Consider the following 16,864-nt stretch of genomic DNA (forward strand, 5'->3'; position numbering starts at 1 on the left):
ATATGCAATCTGATTTTCGCCGGCAACAGTGGCAAATGCTTCTGGCCACGATGTGCTGTTATCTGTTTTTTTATACCGGCAGACATAATTTTGGATGGGCCGCTAAAAGCATGGCGGAAGACCTCCATATCAATTATGCGCTGGTGGGATGGGTGTCTTCCGCAATGCTCATAGGTTATGCGGCAGGTCAGTTGATCAACGGGAACCTGGCAGACCGGTTTAGCAGCAGGAAGATGATCCTGATCGGGGGATTGTTATCGGTTGTGACAAATATCACGATCAGCTTTTCTACCAGCTATACATTGATCCTGATCTTATGGTGCCTGAACGGATATTTCCAGTCTTTAGCCTGGGCGCCCGGGACCAGGATCATCTCTAATTGGTGGGCAAAGGAAGAGCGGGGTAAAGCTTTCGGATTTTACACCATGGCAGCCGGCAGTTCAACGGTGGTTACTTTTTTACTTTCGATTTTAATTGTACAGAGTGACTCCTCATGGCAATATTTGTTTCGTTTGCCGGTATTGTTCTTATTGACAGGTGTTATCATTTTCTATTGGATCGCCCGGGACAAGCCTTCAGATAAAGGGTTTGCCAATCTCTACGCTGATATTGAGCAGGCAAACACAACCAATTGGCGTCAGCGTTATCACGCGGTTTTCTCCAGCCGGAAATTTATGATTGCGTCGCTGGCTTTAGGATTTGAAAGCATGGCCCGGTATGGCCTGATCGTTTGGGTTCCTGTTCATTTTCTTGGAACCAATTGGAAGGAGAACCCTCATTATTTGTGGATAACACTGCTTATGCCGATAGGGATGTCGACCGGCGCATTTACGTTTGGTCATATTTCCGACAGGTTGCTCAAAGGCAACGGGCCCGTTGCGATCCGTTTCGGGATGACGATAAGCGCAGTAATAGCATTACTGATTTTTTCGGCAAATGAACATCATGCTTTTATTGGAGGTCTGTTAATGTTTTGTGCCGGCTTTTTTATATACGGCCCGCAAGCCAACTTCTGGCCTATGAGCTCTCAGCTGCTGGGAGAGAAGTATGTGGCCACCGGTGTAGGTGTGATGAATGCATCTGCCTATATCTTCGCTGCGCTTGGCGAGCCTTTGCTGGGATTTATCATAGATCAAACCGGGAATACTTCTCACGTGTTTGTCGCCATTGCCGGCATATGCTTGCTCTGTGCTGCCGTTGTCTCAGGTATCAGAATTTCCAATGACAAAGAATAGTATTGGTGTATTGATTGACATATAAATGAGGAAGGATGACATTTTTAGGATAAGCCATCATAGCTGCTGCCGGGTCTCTTTCAGCTAACTGCCTAAGTTGGTGTTTCCGAAAAGATAGATCACAAGCAGCGTTGCATTTTTTTTGGTATTATTAAAAGGCACATGCGGGATATTGCCGTCAAAGAAAAGGACATCGCCTTCCTTTAGCTTGATCAGTTTCTCATCGAGGAGATACTCGATCGTTCCGCTTACCACAAAAAGAATTTCATATGCAGCAGTGGTTACCTGGGCTCTTGAGCAACCCGGCTCTAACTTCAATAAGGAAAGCTGTATGGTACCTCCTTCAAAGCTGTTTTCCAGGATCGAGAAATAGTTAAATCCCTCAGCCTCTTCTTCTTTCTCATAGGGCTGGAAGGCTTTGGCTGGCAGATGAATAAAACTTTCAAACTTATTTTCTGACACAAACTCTGCAAAAAATACATCCAATGATACGCCGAGCTTTTGTACGATTGTAAACAGGCTGGGAATAGTCGGGATCATTCTTCCGTTTTCAATCTTGGATAATAAGGAAGAAGTCATGCCCGTCAACTGCGCCAGGTCTATCAGCTTCAGATCTTTTTCCTTGCGATACCGGCGTACCAGGCTGCCTAATTTATGATAATTAAAGTTGTCGTTTTTTGTATTCAAAGCTTCGCTCATAACCGGCAAAAATAGTGTAAATCCCATCGGGATAAAGCAGCGGCCGTTTGTCAGGTTATCTAACTCAGTTCGCTAAATGATCAGCCGTTAGGCGGCATGCATCATTGTATTCTACGATCTAAGCCAGGCGAAGGGCATAAAAATGGCCCGCACTACACGGGCCATAAAAGTTGAATTAACCAATTTCGATTAACCTCGGAGCCTTTTTCCTGGCTTCTTCCAGTTTAGGTATGGTCAGATGAAGCAGGCCGTTGTCATACCTGGCGGTTATTTTATTGTCATCCACCACATCCTTGGGAAGGACAAAGGTCCTTTGAAAAGACTGGTAACTGAATTCTTTCCGGCTATATCCTTCCTCCTGATGTTCTTCCTGTTGCTGTTTCTGCGAAGCAATGGTCAGGGTGTTGCCTTCCAGCGAGATCTTGAAGTCTTTCTTGTCCATTCCAGGCGCAGCCATTTCGACTTCAAAATTGTCTGCTGTCTCCCGGATGTTTACAGATGGGACCGTGGTACTGGTTGATGAAAAATTACTGTTGTTCCAGTTAAAAAGCTCCCTGCTGAACAGGTCATCGAACAGCGAGGGGAAGGATGGAAAATGGGTGTTACGTTTAACGATTGACATAATAAACCTCCTGTTTTTAAATGAACAATAACTTTATCAGGTACAGCAAATGCTGTCTGATCAGCCTAAAAACAAAGGGCGTACCAGCGCCGGATCAACTGATTTTTTTTCAGTGAAGCTGTCTTTTTTTCAACCCGGTTATAATTGATCGGACCTCCCTGTTGGGAGATCGCTTCCAAAGTTATTGAATGTCAGAAGGGGAAAGGTCCAGGGCATGATTACAGCCGGACTGTAATTTTTTCAGTTCCACTCCGGTTAATATTTTGCATGTGCGAGATGCGATTAAATGCTGGGTAGGGAAGGCTTGGTACACTTGTTGATTTGATCTTCTATATCACTACCACAAAATCTTACCCCAATGAAACAAATGGAAATTCCCGCGACCATGCAGATCGATATAGATTATGAAGAAGAAACGCTTTCGAAAGCCGTTAAAGACCTGCGACCCGTGTTATGGTATGATGGCCAGGGCTATTGTTGCCTCTTAGGCCCCGATCCGCAGGAAGGCATCTCCGGGTATGGAGCGACAAAGGAGCAGGCGCTTTCTGATTGGGAGCGTAACCTAAAGGAAAGGATCAAAACCGCGGGTGTGGCGGATGAGGTAGGTCAATACGTCATCGACACATTGAAGATCTCCAAAGATGATGTGTGGTAAAATGTACCCACTCAACGGTTGGTGCAGGCTGGTCTTTGCAATGCTCTGGTCAAGCAATGAAGCCGGGATCAGGATCCGGCCGGCAGTTCAAACCAAAAGGTACTGCCCTTGCCATGCACACTTTCTACGCCAATCCGTCCGCCATGCTGCTCAACGATCTCTTTGCACAGGTAAAGACCGATGCCAAAGCCGGTGATCTTATCTGTGTGGGCTCCCAATACGCGGTAAAAGCGATCGAAGATATGCGGCTGATCTTTCAGTGGAATGCCCATGCCTTCGTCCTTCACGCTGATCCGCACCGTATCGTCGGTTCCGTCTGTGCAGGTCACATGGATGGTGCCGCCTCCGGGCGAATATTTTACGGCATTATTAATAAAGTTCACCAATACCTGTTCGAGCTTGTTTTGGTCTCCTGTTACCGCTCTGTATTTTACCGGGTGAAAAATGACCCGATGGCTTGTGATGGTAGCGAGTGATTCGGCTTCGGCCGTGGCGATGATGCTTGCCAGATCAAAGTTGGTAATATGCAGGTGTATCTTGCCCTCGCCGGCTCTGGCCACATCCAAGAAGCCTGTGATCAGGGTGGCCATGCGTTCCACCTGGCGTTTAGCCTTGGATGCAATTTCCGCGGCGAACGGGTCGTCCGCACTTTGGAATCTGGTCACGAGCATCTGCACATAGGCACTGAGAGAGGTGAGGGGTGTGCGCAACTCGTGGCTTACGATACCGATAAAATCCTGTTTGCGCTGATCGTCAGCCTTGCGCTCGGTCACGTCTACGATCGTGCCGTAAAAGCGTCGGGCGGCGTCAGCCACCGATTCGGACACCCTGCCTACCGAACGCACCCATCGTATCGAGTTGTCCGTCTTTCGTACAATCCGGTATTCTTCATCAAACACGATACCGAGTTTAACCGCAGCGTTCATCGCTTCGCGGACTCTTTCCTCGTCCTCTTCCGCAATCGCTGCCAGACCCTCCCGGAGTGTGACCATCGTGTCGTCCGGAAAACCAAATAACCGCCGGCAGTATTGATTGATTTCTGCTATGCCTGTTTCCAGGTTTAAATTGTAGGTCCCCATCCTGGCGGCTTCTACGCTTAAACGCAGACTTTCCTCTTTTTCTCTCAACTGCGCATTCAGCTTTTCTATATCCTGCTGTGCCTGCTTTTGCTCCGTGATATCACTGATCATGCTTACCATCCGGTTTGCATTTCCATCCTTGTCGTAGCGGCCACGGCCGTAAGCGCTGATCCAATGCACAGACCCGTCCTGCCACTCTATTTCATAAACCGCGTGGTACAGCGAATGCTCTTCTCTGGCTTTCGCGGCTCGGGCACGCACCTCTTCGCGGTAGGCGGGAAGCATCATGTCGAATATCTGGGGATAGGTGAGCTCTTCTTCCGGCCTTTTACCAAAGAACTTTTTAAAGGTATCGTTGCAGCTCATGCGCCCGGAGGCAAGATCAACTTCGGTAACGCCTAATTCGCCTGCATCCACTGCCACTGTCATGCGTTCGTTCAGGTCTTGTAAGATCTCCTCTGCTTTGGTGAGCTGCTCATTGATGGCCAGCAGTTCATCGTTCAGCGCTATGTACTCTTCATTTGCTTTACCCAGCTCTGCATTAGCTTCCTGCAACTGCTTTTCGCTTTGTTCCAATAGCTTGCGCGCCTTCACCGCTTCGGTGATGTCGATCACCGTAGCTACAATGGCTTCCGGCGTTCCGTCAGCATTGCGCAGAGGCTTATACGTAAAATCAATATAGATCCGGTTGATCGTACCGTCTGTTTCGGCAATATCGGCAGTGAGTTCGGGTACAGCCAGGGGCTCGCCCGTGTCGAGCACATTGCGCAGCATGCCCGGGTAAGGCTGATCGATCACCTCGGGAAACACATCTGTCAGGCGTTTGCCGAGGACCTGTTCGGCTGTGCGCGTCCATATCTTCAACATCGGCTCATTGGCTATCTCGATCACCAGGTCGTGACCTCTGATGATACACATTCCGATCGGAGCGTTCATCACCATTTGCTGAAGCTGGTGGGCGCTTTGCTTAATGGCTTCGCGGGCATTTACCTGCTCGGTCACTTCCACGGCCATATCCATCACACCAACGATCTGGCCGTTTTCTATCAAGGGCGTATAAGTGAAGTCGAAATATCCCGTTTCGAGTTTGCCATTGCGATCCAGCTTTACAGGCGTATCGCGGCGGCGCACCGTTTCCCCGCTTTGATAGATCTGATGCAATAGTTCGAATGCCGGTTGACCGGCCAGCTCGGGGATCGCTGCGAGCAGGGGTTTGCCCTGGATGTCGGGCTGTTGATCGAGCAGTTGCAGCATGGCCGGATTAACGGCATCAATCACCATGTCAGGGCCCCTGAAGACGACGATTGCTGCGGGAGACTGTTCAATAACATAACGAAGGTTGCGCTCATTCTCCAGGGTTTTCTGATGGAGCTCCAGATTGTGGTTGTTCGCCGTCTCCAGGTCCAACAATTTCTTACGCAATATGAGTTTGTTGGTGACTTGCTTCGTCAAGGTTTTAAGAGCCTGCTGCTGCCTTTCGGTCAGCTGGCGCGGCTCGGTGTCGATCACACATAAAGAGCCCAGGGCATACCCTTCATCGTCTACCAGCGGCATACCTGCATAAAACGCGATATGCGGATTGCCGGTGACCAGCGGGTTATCCCTGAAGCGCTCGTCCAAGTGCGCGTCCTCCACCTGCATCAATTCGTCGGGATTCAGTATTGCGTGTGAGCAGAACGACAGGGATCTTTGTGTTTCAGAAATGTCCAGTCCTTTGTGAGATTTGAACCACTGGCGCTCTTTGTCCACCAGACTGATCAGCGCAATGCGCGTTCCACAGATGGCAGCCGCCAGTTCCGTCAACTCGTCATAGTCTTGCTCAGAGGCAGTGTCGAGGATTTGATAAGATCGCAAGGCAGCCAGTCGCTGCTGCTCATTAGTCTGATGGTCTACCATGCACAAAGCTTCAATTAATTAGGAAATGAAGCCAGTCAAATGTACAACAATCGGACCGCACTTCGGGCGCTGAGTGTGTTTATTCAAACTGACCAATCGCAAGCCGCTGATTTGGACCTGTAAATGCGAACTGTGAAAAGTGGCGATTATGCAGGGGACGGTTGGAGCCAAGCCAAATGGGATTTTTTGAGTGACAGGAAGATGTCATTTTTCAATGTTTCTTTATTTCCTGGCAGTGCCGGTAACAGGTTTTCCTTGCTTGTCGATATGCCGGATGGCATACTGCTACCGAGGCCGTTGGCAGCTGCCTGGGTGGTGTCAAACCGTGCGATGATTCACAATTGGGTTGTCAGAAAACCATAACGCGGGCGACGCCTTCTAGTGCATCACGCTCAGCGCTGCTGGTATTTGATTTGAAAAAGAACGGTAGCGATAATAACCGAAAAGGAGAAGATAGACATCTCCTCCGTCGTGTTACATGAGAAAAAGTTCGGGTTTTATTTATCGCCTCTTTTATATTTTGATACGACTTCTGTATCGCCGGTGCTGTTGGCATTGATAGAAGTGTAGTATTTATGGTCTTTTAAAACGATGCGGTAGTTGGTTCCATGTTCGTTGCTCACTTCGGTAACGCCTGCGATTTCCTGGTCAGGGAAAGCAGTCATAACTCCGGCTGTCACTACGGGAGAGAGTTTATCTGCTTTGTAGTAACGAACCGTTTGAACCAGGTTGCCCTTTGCGTCAAATGTGGCGCGGGTTTTCACATCGTTCACTAAAAAGTAAGCCTCGGCGCTTTTAGCGGTTTCACTCCATTTTACATCTACCGCATTTTTAAAGATGCTAACAAAAGTGGCTTGTGCTTTTTCACTTACCACCGGCTCTGTAGGGGTAGCGGCAGCGTTAAAGGTGATCGTTAATAAAGTAGCGGCGGAAAGAATTAAATTTTTCATTGTATTTGTTTTTGTCGCCTGCTCGCAGGCGGGGTAGTTATTAATTGTTTCACAAACATACGATCCCCACCCGCCCTGAGTCAAGACCATAATGGCGAAGCCCCGCCAAATAACCGGTGAATGGCGGGTTTGCCGCGGTGAGTGTATGAATGCTTAAAGGGCCATGCCGATGGAACGGTTAACAGCACTATGCATTAAAGATGCAGTTATTGGTATTAAATGGTAACTACGTCGGGAGCTTTAGCAAAAAAATACAATCGGTTCTCTGAAGCGCTATTCTCAGGTGCATTATTAAAATGTCGCAATACAAGGCGGCTATGAACGAGAGGAAGTGTGACCTCATCCAGGAACTATTATTTTAACTGATATGCTACAATGCTGAAGTTGTTGAAGGTCGGGATGTAGAGAATCTTTTTCGCTGCATCGTAAGCTAGATCGGCTGTATTCATTTTTCCCTGTACGTCCAGTAGTTTTTCAAACTGGCCATTGGCTTTTATGTAATAAACGAGCCCTGGCCAGCAGGTTACCACGAAGTCGCCATTGCCCACGGGCTCAATGCCGTCGCCGCCCTGCTCCAGGCCAGAAGCGATCACGGTTTTATTTTTATGCTTATCCAGTTTCCATAATGCTTTCCCAGCCAGAATATACAGGTCGGTGCCGATGGCTTTAAGTCCATTTGCGCCCTCCACATTGTCAAGGTACAATTCCGGGGTGTCATTGATCAGGCGATGCACTTTTTTCTCGCGGGTATCCGATACATACACGGCACCTTTGTTGTCGATCGTGATGTCATTCAAAAATACTGCACCGGCTATCGGGATTTTTTTGAGAACCTTTCCGGCTTTTATATCAATAACAACAACGTCCGTAAGATCCGCGACATACAATCTGTTCTTATGAATGCCTAATCCTTTTGGCGCGTACAAGCCGGTGATCCAGTTTAGGTTTTTAACGCGTCCGTCTCTATACAAAACACCCACACCACCTTTGCCGTCTTTTTCACTTCCGTTGCCGTCGATCAGCGACACATACATCTCATCTTTACCGGGAATCAGGAGTACGGACTCAGGTACCGGGATAGAATCTTTGGTTTCCCAAAGCTTGTCAAGAGAAGATTGTGCGTTACTTTTTTCAATAGAGGACATCAGCAGGATGGCGGAGAGGGCGGTAAACAAGCGTTTCATAAAAGGAATTTTGTTTTCAGCGAAAATACGACGTTTAAAATAAGCGTGCGGCAGCAAGGAAAGGATATTGAATAGTTATTCAGAAAAATGGCAGAAGCAATAGAGGAGGGGTGCTGCCTCAATCTCAGCACGATGAAAGCATTTTGAGCGATTTGTGGAGATCGTAGCCGGACAGCGGAACGAGATGTTTGTCAGCAGTAATGCTAATCAGCGATTGCAATAGATGAAAGGCATGGGGGTGTAGGCATAATGGTTGTTTTGAAGATTCTATGTCCGCATGCCCACCCGCATCATTCTTCCTGTTTGGATGCGGCAAAACATCGACAAAAAAATCCATATCCGCATCGTCCAAGGACTGCAGATATGGATTGTTATTAACAGATGTCTTTAAAGCCTATTGTTGATTAGTGTTTACTTTCAATACCTTACTGTAGGATCTCTTCTGGTCCTTATCTACCTGTGCAATGCGGATAAACAGATTTTTATCAGTAAAATCAACAGGGGTATTGCTATCTTTCGAACAGCCTGCCAGCACCAGGAAGAAAAACGGAGCGATGGCCAGCAGCTTGGTTCGCTTCCTTGTACAACCCAGTAGCAGTAATGAAATCATACCTGTGGCCAATAGCCCTGTACCTTTTTGAAAAGGAACAGTAACCTCGTACTCCAGCACATTGCCTGAGTGGCCTTCGGGCGCTTTGGATTGAACGGTCGTAATCGTTTTAAAATCTTTTCCATTAGCGGAAGCCTGTATTTCAAAATGATCGTTGTTCGTTTCTGAAAGTGTTTGCCATGTAACAGAAAGCTGATTACCGGTCGCATAGCCGGTGATAAAACCGAACGTGATGGGAAGCGCGTCACCGAGTGCCATTCTCCTGATGGAGGAACTAAAAAAGTCTGCAACATAGAGATTGCCCGCTGCATCCAGCGCCAGGTCCGCTGCCCAGTTTTGAGTGTCGCCATTGTCACCCTCCACCGTGGTGACCAGGTTGGCATTATTAATATCCATCATCCGGATCAAACCATTATTAACGTCTGCGATATACAGGTGACCGTTTGCGTTCAGGGCCAATCCTGCGGGATAGTAAAATCTGGCTGAGGTGCCGGACCCATCTGCGGTTCCGATCGCTCCGGCCATACCTGCTACGGTTGTAACGTTATAATTGTTGCCCAGGTCTATTTTTCGGATGGTATTGTTATTTGCATCTGATACATACAGGCTGCCCAGGCCATCAAGAGCCAGGGCTGTAGGGGAATCGAATCTTGCGTCGTTGCCCGGTCCGTCTGCGGCTCCATTTACGGTTGCCAAACCGGCAATTGTTGTCACCTCGTTGTTGTCGAGGTCGATCCTGCGTATGGTCTGATTGCTTTGTTCGGCAACATACAGGTAGTTGGCCATAACATCGAGGGCTGTTCCCCAGGGGTAGTTAAATCGCGCATTCGAGCCGGGGCCATCCGCAGTGCCAGGAGTCGCCGCTCCCGCAATGGTAATTACGGAATTGTCATTCATATCCATTCTTTGGATCGTATTGCCGTTGGCATTAGCGATATAAAGAAACCTGGTTCCGTCATACGCCAAACCCGATGGTCCATTGAGCCCATCACCGCCATCTGCGATAATGGTCACTATATTGTTGTTCAATGAAATGCTGTAAATAACGTTCCGGCTCCAGTCTGCAGCCAGCAGGTTGCCATTGCCGTCCGGTACCATGCCGCTGGGGCCTTCTATGCCTTCGGCAGGACCGGCTACTGTGGTTACTATTTGTGCCAGGGCATCAATGGAAGAGGCAGACATGCTTAGCACGATCAGCAGGGTGAATAGCGCGTGGCGAAGCGCATCTTTGATAGTCATGAATAAAGGGCTTTTGTTAGAGCGTAAGATCAGTTATTATGATCTTTGACTGCAGCGCGAAAATAAGGACAAACAATGTCAGTTGCCAATAAAAATAAGACCCTGCCATTATTGATATTACGTACCCGTAAACGACGCCGGTCCGCAACTTTATGATGAGCTGTCAAAGCTTTTAAATTGTAATGACATACGGTTCATCGAAGTAGTAGCGAGTCATGGTCTCCTGCGTCGATAAAAGCTATTGCGGTGCTATTATCGTATCATAAGATGCAAAAAAATGTTTTTATGTACGATCACCCCCGAAAGGTTTTAGGTGGGTCGAAACGATTGCTATATTGATGTAATGACTATGGACGCAGGCCTTCATTTAAGATTGGTTTTTTCATTTATTTTTTTGACCACTTCGTCCAGCTCATTAACAGCGGCTACGATCATGTCGAGCAGCTCTTGTACTTCATCAGAGACGGGCATGCCGGTATCCTTTATCAATGATGCCAGTCCTAACAGCTTTACGACCGGAGCCCGCACTTCGTGCGATTGAGACCAGGCAATCTCTCTCAGGGTACGGTTATGTGCTTCTATAGCATCCATATGATTTTTTTGTTCTGTAATGTCCCGGAAGAAAATCGACAAGCCGGTGGCGGAAGGGAAGGCGCTCACTTCGAGCCACAAACCCACACCTTCATAGAAGGCCTGGAAATACTGGGACCGGCCGGTAGCAACGGCTTTATGATATTGAATATAGAACTCGTTGCCGACTGCATCCGGATAGGCTTCCCATAAGTTCCGGTCAATCACTTCCTCTCGTTTACGGCCCAGTATCTTTTCGGCTCTGCTATTCCAGTAGCGGATATTCCAGTCGAGGTCTACGGCAAAAAAAGCATCTCCGATACGTTCGAGGATCATTTCTTTTTCCTGCGATGCTTCGATGGCCATAAGTTCCGATCTCTTCATCAGGTCGATGTCCTGGAAACTTCCGACGATCCGGATACATTGCCCATTGACAAACTCCGGTTCGCCTACGGAGCGCACCCACCTGGTTTCATTTTTTGCGGTAACGATCTGAGATTCGATATCCCATTTGACGCCGTGTTGTATCGCCTCGGTCACCTTTTCAACCAGCCGCTCCCTGTGCGGTCCTTCCTTATAAAAATCAGTGGCTTCCTCAAAACTGGGATTAAAAGCAGGGTCTTCTACGCCATGGATCTCGCGGGTGATAGGGGACCAATGTACCTGCGTTTTAACAAGATCGACCTCCCAAGCGCCGATACTGGCCAAACTTGTAGCTTTAGTAAGCAACTGCTCCAGTTCCTTTTTGTCCGTCACATCTTTACCGACGCCGAAGATCAGTCCTTCTTTGGATGGCCGGGTGGCCGTCCAGGCAATCCATTTGATGGTGTTTTGCCGGGTGATACACCGGTTCTCAAAATAGACAAGAGGCGTCCCTTGTTTTAGTATGTCGACCTGATGCCTGGTGTTTACGATATCTTCGGGATGGATAAAACCCGCGGCAGGCTTAGAAAGCAGTTCTTCTTCCGGATAGCCGAGTATCTGTACAAAGGCCGGGTTGATCTTTTTGAAAAACCCATCCAGGCCAGCAATGCAAATCATATCCGGCACAAACTCGAAGAGCTGATTCAATTCCTGCTCGGTTTGTTTTCTGCGTATTTCTGCTGCGAGGTCAGAATGAAAACTATCCAGCATCGCGGAGAATACCTTAGAATTTACATTGTCCCGGAGAAGTCCTAATATCAATACCCCCATTACTTCGTTGTTGTACACGAGGGGTATGCCGTACATGCTGGTGATACCTGCATCTTTGGCATATTTAGATCTTTGGAAGCGTTCGTCCTCGACCACGTTATCCCAATGCAGGATGCTTTGCAGCTCCCAGCACACGCCTGGCATGCCTTCCCCTTTCCTGAAACTCAGGTGGTCGTTAATATGCGGATAAAATAAAGGCACCAAGAGGTCAGATGCATGAAAGGAGGTCAGGCTGATCTGTTGCTTGTCTGTGCCTACAAGCCAGACTTCTGCTAAATCAAAACCACCTGTTTGGCGGATGGACGAAAGAACGGCGTAGAGGGCCTGCTCCAGCGTGGCTTCAGTCGTAAAAGCTTTACTGATTTCCCGGGTCAGCTCGGAACGCAGGCTGTTTCTTTGCCGCTCTGTAATGTCGCTGATCGCCCCGATCACTCTGATCGGCTCGTCCTTCTTGCTGCGTTGAATATACGCGGTGTTCCGGACGAATATATATCTGCCTGCTGTATTCTGACATCTGTATTCAGCATGCCAGTAAGGTTCTGTAGAATGCAGCGCTTTTTGCAGGCTGGTCATTACGAGGTCTCTGTCTTCGGAGATCATGTGCCCGGCAAATGCCTGCTGAGATAAGGCGGTCTGTGCTGGCAGGTCCAGCAACATTTTATGAATGCCTTCACTCCAGTGTATGGTGTCGGATTGCAGATCCCAGTCCCAGATAATATCTGAGATGGCCTGTGTTACATAGTTATACCGCTGCAGGGTTTGTTCCAGTGCCAGCGACATCAGCTTTGATTCAGTAATATCTTGTACGGTTCCTTCGAGGTAGAGTACATTGCCCGTGTGGTCTTGCCGGATACTGCCTATCCCATGAACCCATTTGATACTTCCGTCTGGCAGTAAGATCCGGTGCTCGTTGTCGTAAGTAGTAATCTCGCCTGGTACTGTCGGCACGGATTGCGGAAATATATAGCGGTCGTCCGGATGAATGGAGGCCAGGAACGTCGTATAGTTCAGAGAAAAATGTCCCTTTTTAACGCCCCAGATCTCGTATACTTCATCTGACCAATACATTTCGCCGGAAGTGATAAAATATTGCCAGTAGCCGATCTTGGCGATTCGCTGTGCCGCGATCAATTTCGTTTGCAGGCTGGTGAGCTCATTATGGATTTCAATACGTCGGGTCACATTGCGACACAGTGCCAGCACACAATTCTTATCTCTTTCTATAAAGGGCAGAAAGGATATTTCGATTTGCAATGCGGTATGATCAGGAGCGGTATACGGCACCACTTTGTTATCGGGAAGCAACTGTTGGGCGCTACCGTTATCAGGAAGTGATCCAATATGCGGTAATAATTCGTCGATTCTCCTGCCGCGCAGTTCTTTTGCCGGATAGCCAAACAGCACATGCGCTTTTTCGTTGGTGTCTGAGATAATAAGCGTGTCGGCGTCAAACACAATATGCGCCATCGGGCTTTCGTTAAACAGCAGCTTGTATTTACTTTCAGCGTCCTGTGCGGGATCTTTTAGGGCTGCCGATCTATACCACCTGTTCCATACAACGTAAATTAAAATGATGGGAAGGGCAACCGACAAAAAGGCTTTAATCGTTAGGTGTAACCACTGGTGTTTTTGAGACAGGAGTGAGGTAGTCAGTAATGTGTCGACACAATACAGCCATACCGTCCCAGCTACTAAATAGATCAGTAGTAGTTTAAGGGCAGAGGAACGTTTCATCGAGAGTGATCGTTTAAATCTATATGGAAAATACTCTATAAAAATTAAAAATCAAAATGTTAGGGCCAGTTTTTCAGCGCCCGGTCTCTTCGGAAAATGCCCTGAATTTGTCGTATTATACCTCGACAACACAAGAATATTAATTGCAGCTTTGTGTCAACAACATCCAGTGGAGCAGCTACCACACAAACGGGCGAAACCGAAAAGCCACAAGAGTAGGAACCATAAAATCAATCATATGTCCAACAACACAGTTTCTTTACACAGAGTTTTGAAAGCGGCTCCTGAGAAGGTGTACCGCGCTTTTACGGAGGCTTCAGCCATTGCATCCTGGCTGCCGCCCTACGGTTTTTTATGCACCGTGCATGAAATGAAAGTCGAAGAAGGCGGCACTTACAGGATGTCGTTTCACAATTTCACGACGGGCAATGGTCATTCTTTTGGCGGTAAATATGTCGAGATAAAGCCCAACGAGTTTTTGAAGTATACAGATCAATTTGAAGACCCCAATATGCCTGATCAGATGACCACCTCGGTTTGGTTTCAAAAAACGATGGTCGGCACCGAATTGAAAGTAACGCAGGAGGGAATACCTGCCGCGATCCCGGTGGAAATGTGCTACCTGGGATGGCAGGAGTCGCTCGAAAAACTGGCGAAACTGGTAGAGCCGGAAATTCCTGATGCATAAGAAATCGACCGCACCTTATTTTTCAAAGTCATGAGTCCTTCCCGGAGGGCCTGCGTTCACGGCAAGGGCAACTACCATCTGCCCGTTAACGCAAGCTTCTCGCGGGAGGGCTTTTTTTTATGGATCAACTTAGCGGCGTTAATGATCTGTAGGCTGTTTTTTGAAAACAAACGATTATCTTGCCGCGAAAGCCTGAAGGTGCTTCGCCGTTAAGGAGAACAAGCCCCGCCTTTTGAAGCTTTGCCGATGTGCTGCACATAAACAACTTGCCTGAAGCGTATAGTGCAGGATCATTCAATCAGCTAAAAAAAATAAACGATACGATGAAATTCAAAGATTGCTTTTCTATATTGGTCACGCTGCTGATCAGCGTGAATGGTGTCAAAGCTCAGCAGGACCTTCCACATTGGGCGCTGGGCCCTTTTATCCGTCCGGCCAATGTAAACCCCATTATTTCCCCGGTTGCTAAAAGCACGTTCAAAGATCCGATGAGTGGCAAGAGGATCGCGTGGGAAGCAAGCGATGTATTTAATCCGGCCGCGACCGTGAAAGACGGGAAGATCTATGTGTTGTATCGTTCAGAAGATCATTCCGGCGTGGGAATTGGTAAGCGCACTTCCAGGTTGGGGATCGCGCAGAGCAAGGATGGAATCACGATGAACCGGCGCTCAACACCAGTCCTGTATCCTGACCAGGATGATCAAAAAGAGTTTGAATGGACGGGCGGCTGTGAAGACCCGCGCGTCGCCGTGACGGAAGAGGGTACCTATGTTATGTTCTATACACAGTGGAATAAAAAAGTGCCCAGGCTGGCGGTGGCGACTTCGAAGGACCTTATGAAGTGGACGAAACATGGGCCGGCGTTTTACAAAGCTTATAATGGTAAGTTCAAAGACCTGCCGAGCAAGTCGGCCTCCATTGTTACAAAAATGAAAGATGGTAAACTGGTCATCACAAAGGTTAATGGTAAATATATGATGTATTGGGGCGAGCGATTTATGAATATAGCGACGTCCGACGATCTGATCAACTGGGAACCTTCTGTAGATGCGTCCGGCAACCTTTCCGCTGTTCTCAGACCCAGGCCTCATTTTTTTGACAGTGACCTGACTGAGTGCGGCCCTCCTGCAGTGATGACCGATAAAGGCATCCTGGTGTTGTACAATGGCAAGAACAAAGGCGGTGCCGGAAGGGACACTTTGTCGACACCGAACACCTATGCCGCGGGGCAGGTATTATTTGATCTGAACGATCCGACCCGCGTCCTGGGCCGTTTAGACCGGCCTTTCTTCGTTCCCACCGAACCCTTTGAGAAAAGCGGACAATATCCCGCCGGTACTGTGTTTATCGAGGGGTTGGTGTATTTCAAGAATAAATGGTTCCTGTATTATGGCTGTGCCGATAGCCGCGTAGCCGTTGCGGTGTATGATCCTGCTTTAGGGAAATAGTCCATGGACCATAGACCATAGACCATGGACTATCGACCTCTGCATTCTACCCTGGTACCTGTGCTTTCTCGTAGATCAAACCTTGCTCCTTCAGCTCTTTCCAGAACTCCGCGGGTATGGCTGTATCTAAAGCTTTTACATTTGAGGCTACCTGCTCGGGTGCAGACGCTCCGGGAATGATAGATACAAATTCATCTGCCGCCAGTACAAAATGCAGCGCTGCTGCCACCAGGTCAATGCCAAAGCGCTGCGCGATCGCTGCAACTTGATCGCGCTTTTCTGTCATTCCTTTCGGTATGTGGGGCTTATAATTGTATCGCGGCCGGCCATTGATAAAGCCCGAATTGTATCCCGCTCCCGACACCAGCCTGACACCTGCTTTGTTAACGGCAGGTAACAGGCGATCCACAGCGTCTTCATGTTCCAGGATAGAATATTGAGTAGCCGACAAACAAATATCCGGATCGGCAGCTTCGATGCAATCCAGTATCGGCTCGATCTTGTTTACACCCATGCCCCAGGCCTTGATGATTCCCTGTTTCCTGTAGTCGGATAAAACCTTGAAGGCACCGCTGGTGGCCTGTTTGAGATAATAGTCATACCGGTCACCTACCTGGTCTTCTGATAAGTCGTGCACATAAATAATGTCAATATAATCCAGCCCCGTTCTTTCAAGACTTTCTTCGATCGACCGCTTCGTAGCATCGGCTGTGTAATTATGTTCAAAATCAAAAGAAAGCGGATCCTTCCACATGGTGGCGGGAACATCGGCCTCTGCAACTTGATGGAATAACCGGCCGACTTTGGTCGAAAAAACAAATTCATTCCTTGGCCTGGCTTGTAAAAATGCACCAAACCGGCGTTCACTTTTTGTGAGTCCATACCAGGGCGAAGTGTCGTAATACCGGATGCCCAGGTCCCATGCCTTCTCCAGCACGGCCGCAGCTTCTTCGTCTGTCACTTTTTCGAAGGCCGTTCCTATGGCTACACCGCCCAGGCCTAATTGATAAGGCAGTTCAAATCCATTGTTGTTATTATTATCAGACATATAGTATGTTTTA

General features: G+C 48.1%; 12 protein-coding genes. 4 read left to right on the forward strand and 8 right to left on the reverse strand.

Annotated features, from left to right (window positions below):
• The first annotated feature begins 2 nt into the window (after positions 1-2).
• Positions 3-1,235, forward strand: a complete 1,233-nt coding sequence (locus ACU37H_RS16040) for an MFS transporter (RefSeq protein ID WP_472705219.1) — start codon at positions 3-5, stop codon at positions 1,233-1,235.
• Between the two features lie 84 nt (positions 1,236-1,319).
• Here the strand turns inward: ACU37H_RS16040 and ACU37H_RS16045 are convergent, their stop codons facing one another.
• Positions 1,320-1,934, reverse strand: coding sequence for a helix-turn-helix domain-containing protein (locus ACU37H_RS16045; RefSeq protein WP_472705218.1), 615 nt, complete (start codon positions 1,932-1,934; stop codon positions 1,320-1,322).
• Between the two features lie 175 nt (positions 1,935-2,109).
• Entirely contained in the window at positions 2,110-2,556 is a 447-nt protein-coding gene (locus tag ACU37H_RS16050; protein ID WP_472705217.1) for an Hsp20/alpha crystallin family protein, read from the reverse strand.
• A 358-nt stretch (positions 2,557-2,914) separates the two neighbouring features.
• On the opposite strand from ACU37H_RS16050, the gene ACU37H_RS16055 reads away from it, so the two are divergent.
• Positions 2,915-3,211, forward strand: a complete 297-nt coding sequence (locus tag ACU37H_RS16055) for a hypothetical protein (RefSeq protein WP_472705215.1) — start codon at positions 2,915-2,917, stop codon at positions 3,209-3,211.
• 68 nt (positions 3,212-3,279) lie between these two features.
• Here the strand turns inward: ACU37H_RS16055 and ACU37H_RS16060 are convergent, their stop codons facing one another.
• From ACU37H_RS16060 to ACU37H_RS16080, 5 genes are all read right to left on the reverse strand, one after another.
• Positions 3,280-6,186 carry a PAS domain S-box protein gene (locus ACU37H_RS16060; protein WP_472705214.1) on the reverse strand — a complete coding sequence of 969 codons (2,907 nt, stop codon included), beginning with the start codon at positions 6,184-6,186 and terminating at the stop codon, positions 3,280-3,282.
• A gap of 497 nt (positions 6,187-6,683) precedes the next feature.
• The gene (locus ACU37H_RS16065; protein WP_472705212.1) at positions 6,684-7,136 is read right to left on the reverse strand and encodes a hypothetical protein; all 453 of its coding nucleotides are present in this window, start codon (positions 7,134-7,136) and stop codon (positions 6,684-6,686) included.
• Positions 7,137-7,489: 353 nt separating this feature from the next.
• Entirely contained in the window at positions 7,490-8,320 is an 831-nt protein-coding gene (locus ACU37H_RS16070; protein ID WP_472705210.1) for an SMP-30/gluconolactonase/LRE family protein, read from the reverse strand.
• 394 nt (positions 8,321-8,714) lie between these two features.
• The gene (locus ACU37H_RS16075) at positions 8,715-10,169 is read right to left on the reverse strand and encodes an NHL repeat-containing protein (protein ID WP_472705208.1); all 1,455 of its coding nucleotides are present in this window, start codon (positions 10,167-10,169) and stop codon (positions 8,715-8,717) included.
• A 363-nt stretch (positions 10,170-10,532) separates the two neighbouring features.
• Positions 10,533-13,667, reverse strand: coding sequence for a PAS domain S-box protein (locus tag ACU37H_RS16080; RefSeq protein ID WP_472705206.1), 3,135 nt, complete (start codon positions 13,665-13,667; stop codon positions 10,533-10,535).
• A gap of 238 nt (positions 13,668-13,905) precedes the next feature.
• Between ACU37H_RS16080 and ACU37H_RS16085 the strand changes: the two genes are divergently transcribed.
• The gene (locus ACU37H_RS16085; RefSeq protein ID WP_472705204.1) at positions 13,906-14,355 is read left to right on the forward strand and encodes an SRPBCC family protein; all 450 of its coding nucleotides are present in this window, start codon (positions 13,906-13,908) and stop codon (positions 14,353-14,355) included.
• Between the two features lie 323 nt (positions 14,356-14,678).
• On the forward strand, positions 14,679-15,803 hold the full coding sequence (locus ACU37H_RS16090; protein ID WP_472705202.1) for a beta-1,2-mannosidase: 1,125 nt from the start codon (positions 14,679-14,681) through the stop codon (positions 15,801-15,803).
• 46 nt (positions 15,804-15,849) lie between these two features.
• Here ACU37H_RS16090 and ACU37H_RS16095 read toward each other — a convergent pair whose 3' ends face one another.
• On the reverse strand, positions 15,850-16,851 hold the full coding sequence (locus ACU37H_RS16095) for an aldo/keto reductase (protein WP_472705200.1): 1,002 nt from the start codon (positions 16,849-16,851) through the stop codon (positions 15,850-15,852).
• Positions 16,852-16,864 lie beyond the last annotated feature (13 nt).

Source organism: Niabella sp. ZPM-14, assembly GCF_055693045.2.

Excerpts from the sequence above, each read along its gene's own strand:
- ACU37H_RS16040 (WP_472705219.1), top strand. The coding sequence starts at position 3 with ATGCAATCTGATTTTCGCCGGCAACAGTGGCAAATGCTTCTGGCCACG.
- ACU37H_RS16045 (WP_472705218.1), bottom strand. The coding sequence starts at position 1,934 with ATGAGCGAAGCTTTGAATACAAAAAACGACAACTTTAATTATCATAAA.
- ACU37H_RS16050 (WP_472705217.1), bottom strand. The coding sequence starts at position 2,556 with ATGTCAATCGTTAAACGTAACACCCATTTTCCATCCTTCCCCTCGCTG.
- ACU37H_RS16055 (WP_472705215.1), top strand. The coding sequence starts at position 2,915 with ATGAAACAAATGGAAATTCCCGCGACCATGCAGATCGATATAGATTAT.
- ACU37H_RS16060 (WP_472705214.1), bottom strand. The coding sequence starts at position 6,186 with ATGGTAGACCATCAGACTAATGAGCAGCAGCGACTGGCTGCCTTGCGA.
- ACU37H_RS16065 (WP_472705212.1), bottom strand. The coding sequence starts at position 7,136 with ATGAAAAATTTAATTCTTTCCGCCGCTACTTTATTAACGATCACCTTT.
- ACU37H_RS16070 (WP_472705210.1), bottom strand. The coding sequence starts at position 8,320 with ATGAAACGCTTGTTTACCGCCCTCTCCGCCATCCTGCTGATGTCCTCT.
- ACU37H_RS16075 (WP_472705208.1), bottom strand. The coding sequence starts at position 10,169 with ATGACTATCAAAGATGCGCTTCGCCACGCGCTATTCACCCTGCTGATC.
- ACU37H_RS16080 (WP_472705206.1), bottom strand. The coding sequence starts at position 13,667 with ATGAAACGTTCCTCTGCCCTTAAACTACTACTGATCTATTTAGTAGCT.
- ACU37H_RS16085 (WP_472705204.1), top strand. The coding sequence starts at position 13,906 with ATGTCCAACAACACAGTTTCTTTACACAGAGTTTTGAAAGCGGCTCCT.
- ACU37H_RS16090 (WP_472705202.1), top strand. The coding sequence starts at position 14,679 with ATGAAATTCAAAGATTGCTTTTCTATATTGGTCACGCTGCTGATCAGC.
- ACU37H_RS16095 (WP_472705200.1), bottom strand. The coding sequence starts at position 16,851 with ATGTCTGATAATAATAACAACAATGGATTTGAACTGCCTTATCAATTA.